The organism is Arcicella sp. LKC2W, from assembly GCF_034931005.1.
Taxonomy (GTDB): domain Bacteria; phylum Bacteroidota; class Bacteroidia; order Cytophagales; family Spirosomataceae; genus Arcicella.
On sequence record NZ_JAYGIN010000019.1, the window covers coordinates 164,025 to 173,621 of the forward strand.

7 protein-coding genes are annotated in these 9,597 nt (G+C 36.0%); 3 read left to right on the top strand and 4 right to left on the bottom strand.

The features are described 5' to 3' along the window. Positions 1-173: 173 nt before the first annotated feature. Positions 174-2,342 carry a carboxy terminal-processing peptidase gene (locus VB796_RS16410; protein WP_323347652.1) on the top strand — a complete coding sequence of 723 codons (2,169 nt, stop codon included), beginning with the start codon at positions 174-176 and terminating at the stop codon, positions 2,340-2,342. Between the two features lie 64 nt (positions 2,343-2,406). Here the strand turns inward: VB796_RS16410 and VB796_RS16415 are convergent, their stop codons facing one another. The 3 genes from VB796_RS16415 to VB796_RS16425 form a co-directional block, all read right to left on the bottom strand. Beyond that, positions 2,407-2,577, bottom strand: coding sequence for a FeoB-associated Cys-rich membrane protein (locus VB796_RS16415; RefSeq protein WP_323347653.1), 171 nt, complete (start codon positions 2,575-2,577; stop codon positions 2,407-2,409). Positions 2,578-2,666: 89 nt separating this feature from the next. After that, complete coding sequence (locus tag VB796_RS16420; RefSeq protein ID WP_323347654.1) at positions 2,667-3,461, bottom strand: inositol monophosphatase family protein; 795 nt, start codon at positions 3,459-3,461, stop codon at positions 2,667-2,669. Between the two features lie 128 nt (positions 3,462-3,589). After that, complete coding sequence (locus VB796_RS16425) at positions 3,590-4,141, bottom strand: DUF4126 domain-containing protein (protein WP_323347655.1); 552 nt, start codon at positions 4,139-4,141, stop codon at positions 3,590-3,592. A 153-nt stretch (positions 4,142-4,294) separates the two neighbouring features. Here VB796_RS16425 and VB796_RS16430 point away from each other — a divergent pair, with 153 nt between their 5' ends. Then, positions 4,295-7,285: a TonB-dependent receptor gene (locus tag VB796_RS16430; protein ID WP_323347656.1), complete on the top strand. Its 2,991-nt coding sequence runs from the start codon at positions 4,295-4,297 to the stop codon at positions 7,283-7,285. A gap of 11 nt (positions 7,286-7,296) precedes the next feature. Next, the gene (locus VB796_RS16435; RefSeq protein ID WP_323347657.1) at positions 7,297-8,979 is read left to right on the top strand and encodes a RagB/SusD family nutrient uptake outer membrane protein; all 1,683 of its coding nucleotides are present in this window, start codon (positions 7,297-7,299) and stop codon (positions 8,977-8,979) included. 84 nt (positions 8,980-9,063) lie between these two features. Here the strand turns inward: VB796_RS16435 and VB796_RS16440 are convergent, their stop codons facing one another. Then, the gene (locus tag VB796_RS16440; RefSeq protein WP_323347658.1) at positions 9,064-9,444 is read right to left on the bottom strand and encodes a transcriptional regulator; all 381 of its coding nucleotides are present in this window, start codon (positions 9,442-9,444) and stop codon (positions 9,064-9,066) included. Between the last annotated feature and the right edge of the window lie 153 nt (positions 9,445-9,597).

The window sequence follows — 9,597 nt, forward strand, 5'->3', positions numbered from 1 at the left end:
TAAGCATTCGGTAAAACTGGTTTAAGATTAGTTAGTTTTTGAGATAATAAACATACTTCATCACTAACAATTAAACCAACACTAAACGAGCAAAATCGCTCCTGTTTATTCTTAATACTTAGTACATAATACCTAATACTTAAAGTTAATACTAAAAAAAGATGAGAAACAATATGACAAAATACTTGCTTTTGCTCTTACCAATATCGCTGTTAGCGTTCTTTGGTCTGAAATCTTTTTCACATAACACTGAAAATCAAACTCTTACGGCATATCAATTCGCCGCAGATGATTTGCAACCAACGGCTACCCAAAAAAAAGTAGAAAATTTGGTTACAGAAATTCTTGGGCAGTATCACTACCGTAGAGTGCCTTTAAATGACTCGTTATCTTCTAAAATTTTGGATAATTATGTCAAAGAATTAGATTTCAATAAAATGAATTTCACGGCTCAAGACGTTGAAGATTTTGATAAATTTCGCTATGAATTAGATGACCAATTGAAAGATGGTGATTTAACGGCAGCGTATCAAATCTATAATGTTTATCGAAAAAGAGCAAAAGAAAGATTCGCATTTGTTACTTCATTGTTGAATAAACCTATGAATTTCAAAGTTGACGAAACTTATACGCCTGACCGTGAAAAAGCATCTTGGGCAAAGTCTTCGGCAGATTTGGATGACCTCTGGAGAAAGGCTGTAAAAAGCACTTTGTTAGACTGGAAAATTAGTGGTAAGGCTGATACAACTGCCCTAAAAGACTTAAAAGAGCGTTATAAACGTTCGGAAAAATATTTTGATAAAACAAAAAGTGAAGATGTTTTTCAACAATTCATGAATTCTTTTACCGAAAGCGTTGACCCACACACCACTTACTTTATTCCTAAAACTGCCTCAACTTTCAATCAAGAGATGTCTCAATCTTTTGAAGGAATTGGTGCAACTTTGAGAAATGAAGGTGATTATGTACAAATTGTAGATTTAATAGTAGGTGGCCCTGCATTTAGAAGTAAACAATTAAATCCTAAAGATAGAATTGTAGCTGTTGCTCAAGGTGACGACAAACCCTATCAAGACATTGTTGGCTGGTTTACTGATGACGCAGTTAAACTAATCAAGGGTGCTAAAAATACGGTTGTTCGTCTAAAAATACTTTCAGCAGATGCACCAACAGGTTCTGTTCCTAAAGAGGTTCGTTTGGTTCGTGAAAAAATTAAATTAGAAGAAGGAACTGCCAAAAAAGAAGTTTTAAACTTCAATCGTGACGGGAAAGAATACAAATATGGTTTAATCACTATTCCATTATTTTATCGTGACTTTGAAGGGGCAAGAACTGGTGAACAAGGTTTTAAAAGTACAACTTCGGACGTAAAACGTTATTTGAATGAATTGAAAGCTGATAAAGTTGATGGCGTAATTATCGATTTGAGAAATAACGGCGGAGGTTCTTTAACAGAAGCAGTTAATTTAACAGGTCTTTTCATTACACAAGGCCCTGTGGTGCAACGTAAACAAGCAGATGGTGAGATTTCAGCAGAATATGACCGTGACCCTTCTGTTACTTATGATGGCCCAGTTTCGGTATTAGTAAACCGCTTTTCAGCCTCAGCTTCTGAAATTTTTGCAGGTGCGATTCAAGACTATAAGCGTGGTTTAGTAGTTGGTGAGCAAACTTATGGCAAAGGGACAGTTCAGAGTTTAATTGACTTAGAGCGATTCTTGAAAGGTGAGCCAGAAGGTGTTGGACAATTGAAAATTACGATGGAGAAATTTTACCGTATCACAGGAAGTAGCACCCAACACAAAGGCGTAACTCCTGATATTGAATTGCCTTCATCTTTCAGTGCTTCTGAGTTTGGTGAAAGTTCTCAACCAAGTGCTTTGCCTTGGGATATGATTCCTACAACAAGATATAATCCAACCAATAATATTACTGAAAAAGAAGTAAGTTTCTTACGTGGGAAATATCAAGAGCGTTTGAAAATAGAAACTGATTTGAAAAAACTTTTAGCAGAGATAGAAAACTATAAAAAAGCGAAAGAGAAAAAATCAATTTCATTACAAGAAGATAAACGTCGTAAGGAAATTGAAGACCAAAAGAAGAAAAATATCATTGACCCAGCCGACGATTTAGCGGGAGAAGTGAAGCCTGTTGAGACAAAAGAAACGGTAAAACCTGCAACAGACTCTACAAGTATAGCTCAAGCCAAAGTTAAGGCATTAAAAGAGAAGCACGAAAAAGATACTTATTTGAAAGAAACGGAACGTTTGATGACTGATTTGATTTTGACAACACCAACAAACGGTGTTAAAGTTACTCAGGTCGAGAAGAAAAAAGAATAGTATTACAGATTCCATAAAAAAGCCTTTCAGAATTCAATCTGAAAGGCTTTTTTGTATTCAAATTTTATCGCTTGGCTTCCATTTCGGCTGCAATTTTCTCAAAATCAATTGCCCCGCACGACCCACAACCTTTGGCACAACCTGCTTTATCGTTAAAACTAAAATTCTTTCTAACAATATTTCCTAAATATGCGATAGCTGAAATAAATATTAAAACAATGATGATATTTTCCATTTTATTCCGATTCTGGAGAATCAGGTTACAGATTTATTCCGATTCTGAAGAATCAGGTTACAGATTTATTCCGATTCTGAAGAATCAGGTTACAGATTCCAATTTCGAGTGATGACCTCCTCTAATTCTGAAAACATTCCACAACCTGCAATTAGTTCACGCCCGAAAACAAAATCATCACCACCTTTAAAATCAGAGACAAATCCACCTGCTTCTTGCACAATTAATGTACCTGCGGCAACATCCCAAGGTTTAAGATTATATTCAAAGAAACCTTCAAAACGTCCACAAGCGGTATAGGCTAAATCAACGGCGGCTGCCCCAAAACGACGTAAACCGTGAGATTTTTGCATCAATTCTTTCAAAATACTGATATAATTATCCATCAATTCAAAATCATAATATGGAAAACCTGTGGCTATCAAACTATCTTTTAAATGCTTGGCAGATGATACTTTTATCGGACTTTCGTTCAAATATGCTCCTCCGCCCAACCATGCCGCAAAACATTCGTCACGATTAATTTCATAGACAACTCCAGAAATAATCTTATCATTTTGCTGCAAAGCAATCGAGATAGCAAAAACGGGTACGCCGTGCATATAATTGGTTGTGCCATCAACAGGGTCAATAATCCATGCAAATTCTTGATTATCTGTTTTTTCACCAGTTCCTTCTTCGGCAATAAAACCTGCTTCTGGCAAGATTTTCTTTAAGCCTTCCACTAAACGAATTTCAGATTCCTTATCTACATACGAAACCATGTCGTTTAATCCTTTATATTCAATACTGTCACGATTAAATTCTGCGGCTGCTTTTCTAACAAATTCGCCCGTCTGACGAGCCAATGCTGATACTTGTGAGGTTATTTCTTGTAAATTCATTTTGCAAAAATATAAGATTTAACGAAACAATAGACCGCCGATTTTACGGATTAAACGGATTTACACAGATTTTGAAATTTTATCCGTGTAAATCTGTCAAATCTATAAAATCTGTGGTCTAATTTTTCCTACAATCTCCGTACTAACTTTTTCCCCAAGAACATCACTAATAATACTGCTCCGACTGCCAATAAAATCGGTAGAAAAACACTCAGAATTGAAAAAACGATAGAAAGAATGTTCTCAATTGTGGCAATGATAGGATTGCCAAAACCCGCTGTGGTAGCCGTTGAAGTCAGTCGAGTAACGGTTGTACCTAATTGAACAATACCTGCACTGCCTCCGCCTACTAAAAAACCTAAAACCCATTTCATTGTTGGTGGTAAATCTCCTGCAATGAATGAAGTCGTCAAAATTGTTCCTGCAATGATAGAAGCAGGCGTAGCGATTGAGTCCAATAAATTATCGACCCATGGAATATAATAAGCAATGATTTCTAAAACCGTTGCCGAAGCAAAAATATAAAAAGCGGTCATTGTCCCCATCCACTCAAAACCAGTTCCAAAATGATAATGCCCTGCCAAAGCTGCGATATTCGTCACGAGCATTGGCACAAATATTCTGAATCCACAACAAGCAGATAGACCAATACCCAAAGCAAGAGAAGTGATTAGTTCCATAAATTATTATTTTTTTTATTCCAAAAATACAAATGTTCACATCCATCTAACGATTAGTTTAACATTCGTTAACATTGGGCTTACACGTCAAAGGTAATTTTGCCGAATCATAAAACCCTAAAATATTCTTATTTCAAACAAAACACAAATTTCATGACAAACAATTCCGTATTAAAAACACTCAAATATTTATGGGTAGCACTCATTTTGCTAAGTATAAATATTTCCTTTTCCCAGAGTCGAAATGATAACATTTCGGTTTCAGGAACCGTTACTGCAATCGATAGCAAAGGAGGTTTCCCAGGTGTAAATATTACCGTAAAAGGGACTTCAAAAGGTACTTCTACCGACCAAAATGGCAATTTCACGATTGTAGTACCAAATTCAAAATCAGTTTTATCAATTTCTTACGTTGGGTATTTACCACAAGAAATAACGGTTGGAAATAAAACAAATTTAAACATAACCCTCAATCCAGATACAAAAAGCTTAGGTGAAATTGTAGTAGTTGGTTATGGGACTGTTAAAAAAACTGATTTGACAGGCTCTGTAAAATCCCTAAAAAGTTCAGAATTTAACAAAGGTATTATAAACTCACCACAAGACCTTCTGCAAGGTAAAGTAGCGGGCGTAAATGTGACCTCTGCCAGTGGAGAACCTGGTGGTTCACAAAGTATTACCATTCGTGGGCCAGGTGGTGTAAGAACTGGGAGTACACCTTTATTTGTGGTGGACGGTTTGGCATTAGACAATTCAAGTACAGGTGGAGCTACAAACCCATTGACATTCTTAAATCCACAAGATATTGAAACTATTGATGTTTTGAAAGATGCTTCTGCAACGGCAATTTATGGTGCTCGTGGTGCAAATGGTGTGATTTTAATTACGACTAAAAAAGGAAAAACGGGAGTTTCAACCGTTAGTTATTCTACAAGTATTGGTGTTTCAACAATAGCAAGAGCGTTACCACTTTTCACGGCAGATGAATATCGTCAGCAAGTTGCGAAAGTTGGTGGCGTTTTGGAAGACTTAAAAGGTAATACTGATTGGCAAAAAGAAGTCACCCGTACTGCATACACCAAAAATCATAACTTAACATTGGCAGGTGGAGCTGAAAAATTGACTTATTATGCTTCTTTCGGATTACAAAAACAAGAAGGTATTTTGAAAGCCAACGACCTAAATCGTTATACAGGACGTATTAATGTTAATCAAAAGTTTTTGGAAGACCGTTTAAATGTTGACGCAAATCTGAATGTAACCTACACAGAAAATAACCGTCCTCCAATTGGAGCTATGTTAGGAAATGCCATTTCGATAAATCCAACCTATCCAGCTTATGATGCAGCGGGCAATCCTGCAAGCTATCTAAATTTCGTAAATCCATTGATTACGTTAAAATTGGAGAAAGACGTTACAGCAACCAATCGCATTATCGGTAATATTTCACCGTCTTTGAAAATCATAGAAGGATTGATTTATAAATTAAATTATGCCGTAGATTATTCAACTTCAACTCGTGATTTGCAGTCTTTGGCAAATGCAGTTCCGTTCCAGAATGGTCGTTTAGAGAGTATTTATGCCAAAAACAGCAATAGTTTAATTGAAAACTATTTGACTTATAGTCGTGATACAAAAGAACATAGCTATTCTGTTTTGGTTGGACATTCATTTCAAAATTTATTCATTCAAGAACGTACTTCAAGTATCAACAAATTCCCGATTACTGATATTGAACCAATTTATAACCCCAGTTTAGGACAAGAATTAACGTTGGCAAATAACAGACCTACGGGTTTTGCTACAAAAAATGAGCTTCAATCATTCTTTTCAAGAGTAAATTATCAGTATAAAAATAGATATTTATTAACGGCAACAGTTCGTGCTGATGGTTCATCAAAATTTGGAGCAAATAATAAATATGGCATTTTCCCTTCATTCTCAGCAGGTTGGAGAGTTTCAGAAGAAGATTTTATGAAATCATCACCCATCAGCGATTTAAAATTACGTGCAGGATGGGGAAAAACAGGTAATCAAGAAATTCCTTCTAAAATCACCCAAGCCTTATTTACTTCTGTGGTATCAGGCTCAACAAGTTATCCACTTACTGCTGGAACAACTTATCCTGCGGGAACTACTTACACTCGTTTAGCCAATCCAGATATTCAATGGGAAGTTTCAACGCAAACAAACATTGGTCTTGACTTTGCCTTGTTAGATGGTGCATTGTCTGGTTCGATTGACTATTTCAATAAAATTTCGGGAGATATTTTGTTAGAAGTTATTCCTTCTGACCCTGTGCAACCCGCAGGAACATATTGGACAAATGTAAAGGATATGACAATCGTCAACAAAGGCTTAGAAATGGAATTAAGTTACCGTAAAAAAAGTGCTAATGGACTGAATTATGAAATTAGCGGAAATACAACTTTTATCAGTAATGAAGTTAAAAATTCGCCGTATTCTGTAATTCCATCGGGTAGTGCATCAGGTTCGGGTTTAACTTCTGCAACCATCAACGGATATATCAGCGGACAACCAATTGGTACATTCTTCTTGAAAGAATTTACAGGTTTTGACGATAAAGGGTTGAGTACCTACCGTGACGTTGACGGTGATGGTTTAGTGACTGACAAAGACAGAATTGCCGCAGGAAGTGCTTTACCGACCATGCAGTATAACTTTTTTGGAAATATCAGATACAAAAACTTTGATTTGTCTGTCAATTTTAATGGCGTTAGTGGTAATAAAATTTATGATAACACTGCCAATTCTAACTTCTATAAATTGAGATTATCAAAAGGAATTAATACCACTCCCGAAGCCATTGCTTCAACCAATGAATCAACGAATAACTCAGCTCCAGTGTCAACAAGATACCTCAAAAATGGTGCGTTTTTAAGATTAAACAACTTGGCTTTAGGGTATAATTTCAATACAAAAGCTTTGGGTATTAATCGTTGGGTATCAAATCTTAGATTATCAGTTACGGGACAAAATTTATGGGTAATTACTGATTATAACGGTTACGACCCAGAAGTTAACACTGACCGTACCATCAACGGTATTTCGTCGTATGGTATTGATTATTTAAGTTATCCAAAAGCCAAATCTGTAATAGTTGGTTTAAATGTTTCATTTTAATTGAAAAAAATATGAAAAAGAAAATATATGTATTACTGATGCTAATGGGTATGTCAGTAATTGAAAGTTGTACCAATTTAGAAGAACAAATTTTGGACGAAACAGGAGCTTCAAAGCTTACTGACAAACAAGCAGCAGACGGAATTATTGCCCCCGTTTATGCACGTCTCCCAGACATTTTCTTGCATACCAATTACTTTACTTTGCAGGAAATTTCAACGGATGAAGCCATTTTACCATATCGTGGAGGTACAGATTGGGGCGACAATGGTATTTACATTGCCATGCACCAACATACTCAACAAAGTACCGACCCAAATATTAGAAATACTTGGAATTTTATTCTACAAGGACTTTCGAGGTCAATTACCGCTATGAATACATTACCGACGTTAAACGACCCAAATGCAAAAACTTATTTAGCAGAAGCAAGAGGTATGCGTGCCTATTACTCGATGCTCACTTTGGATTTATTCGGAATTGTTTTGGTAAAAGAAGACATTGGAGAAACCTCAAAAATTATTCGTGGAGAAGAAGCATTTCAATACGTAAAAAATGAATTATTAGCGGTTGAACCTAATTTGGATAATACCGTTGGACCTGGTCGTTTATCAAAACCAGCCGTTTGGGGCTTGTTGGCTCGTTTGTATCTAAATGCAGCCGTTTATCGTGATATTTATGGAGCTAATTTCACTTTCAAAAATGATGAAATGGATAAAGCAGTTGAATATTGTGATAAAGTTATTAGTTCTGGTCAATATCAATTATCTAAAGAGTATTTCGATATTTTTGGGTCAAATAACCATGATAATAAAGAGTTGATTTTTGCCGTTGACCAAAGAGCAGAATTGAACGGGCATAACCGTTTAGCATACTTCTCTTTATCGGGCGACCAGTTTCCATTAACCGCTTTTCCAAATGCAAACGGTACAGATGGCCCAGCGATTACACCTGATTTTTACAGAACTTGGACAAATGAATATGCTCCAAAAGACCCTGCTGGAACTGACCCAAGATTTTACAAGCAAAATTTATCAATCTATTCAAATCCTGCCGATTCTTGTGTAGCTGAAGCAGATTTTAATATCAACAGAGGAATTTTGAGAGGTCAACAATATGGCTTAATCAGAAAAAATGGAGTGTTCTTGAAATGTCCAGATGGCAAAAACTTTAAGGTCGGAAAATTATTCCATGATACCAGAAATAAGTCAACTTTGCCAGTAATTTTCACAGAACAAGTTGATTACACCACAGCAGGTAGTAATTATCCTACGGGCTACCGAGTAGAAAAATATGAATTCAGTAAAAAATCGGTAAGCGGTAGAAATTTTGGAGAAGCAGACATTGTTATTTTACGTTTAGCCGATATTTACTTAATGCGTGCCGAAGCAAAACTACGCAAAGGAGACGCTACAAGTGCTTTAGCTGATGCCAATATTGTTAGAGCTTCAAGAAATACTCCTCCGCCAGCACTTAAAGCAATTTCAATAGATATTTTATTTAAAGAGCGTGGTTTTGAATTTTATTGGGAAATGCTAAGACGTAGCGACATGATTCGTTTTGGGAAATACGAAGGTACTTGGACAGAAAAAACGAATACGGATAAACTGAAAAGAATTTTCCCTATTCCACAAACTGCCATTGACGGTGCTTCTAATTTACCTGGTTATTTAAAACAAAATCAAGGATATTAATAATGATTATCAAACAAAAAAGGCAATTCCGAGAGGAAATTGCCTTTTTTGTTTATGGTATTGGCTATCTAAAAGACTATGCTTTTACACGCCCATCGGTATCAAAAAGTTAATTGGAATATTTAGCCCTTCGCTCAATCGTCTAATCATTGATACGCTTAGTTCTTGTTTTCGATTCATTACCTTTGATACTTTTGTTTTGTCACCAATAAAAGGAATTAAATCACGTTGTTTTAAATTATCCTGTTCCATCTTATACAACAAGTACGCTATGGGGTCGCTGGCTTGCATAGGCACATGAATTTCTTCGTATGCTTCTATCAAAGTGATAAGCATTTCCATTTCTTGCCCCTCCTCACTTTCTTTTGAGGGTTTTAGTTTCATCAAAGCCCGAACTTTGTTCAATGCCATTTGATGATATTTTTCATTTTTAATATTATCCATCATATTCGACTGTCTTAACATCTATTTTGTCGTATTCTTTATGTGTGCCTATCCATAAAATAAAACGGAATTATGTACTTAAAAATGCAAATGCAAATTTGACCCAAATTAACCGCTGACGGGGTGAAAAACCGCCGTCAGGGTTACGGAAGAAGACCCTGACGGCGGTTTTTC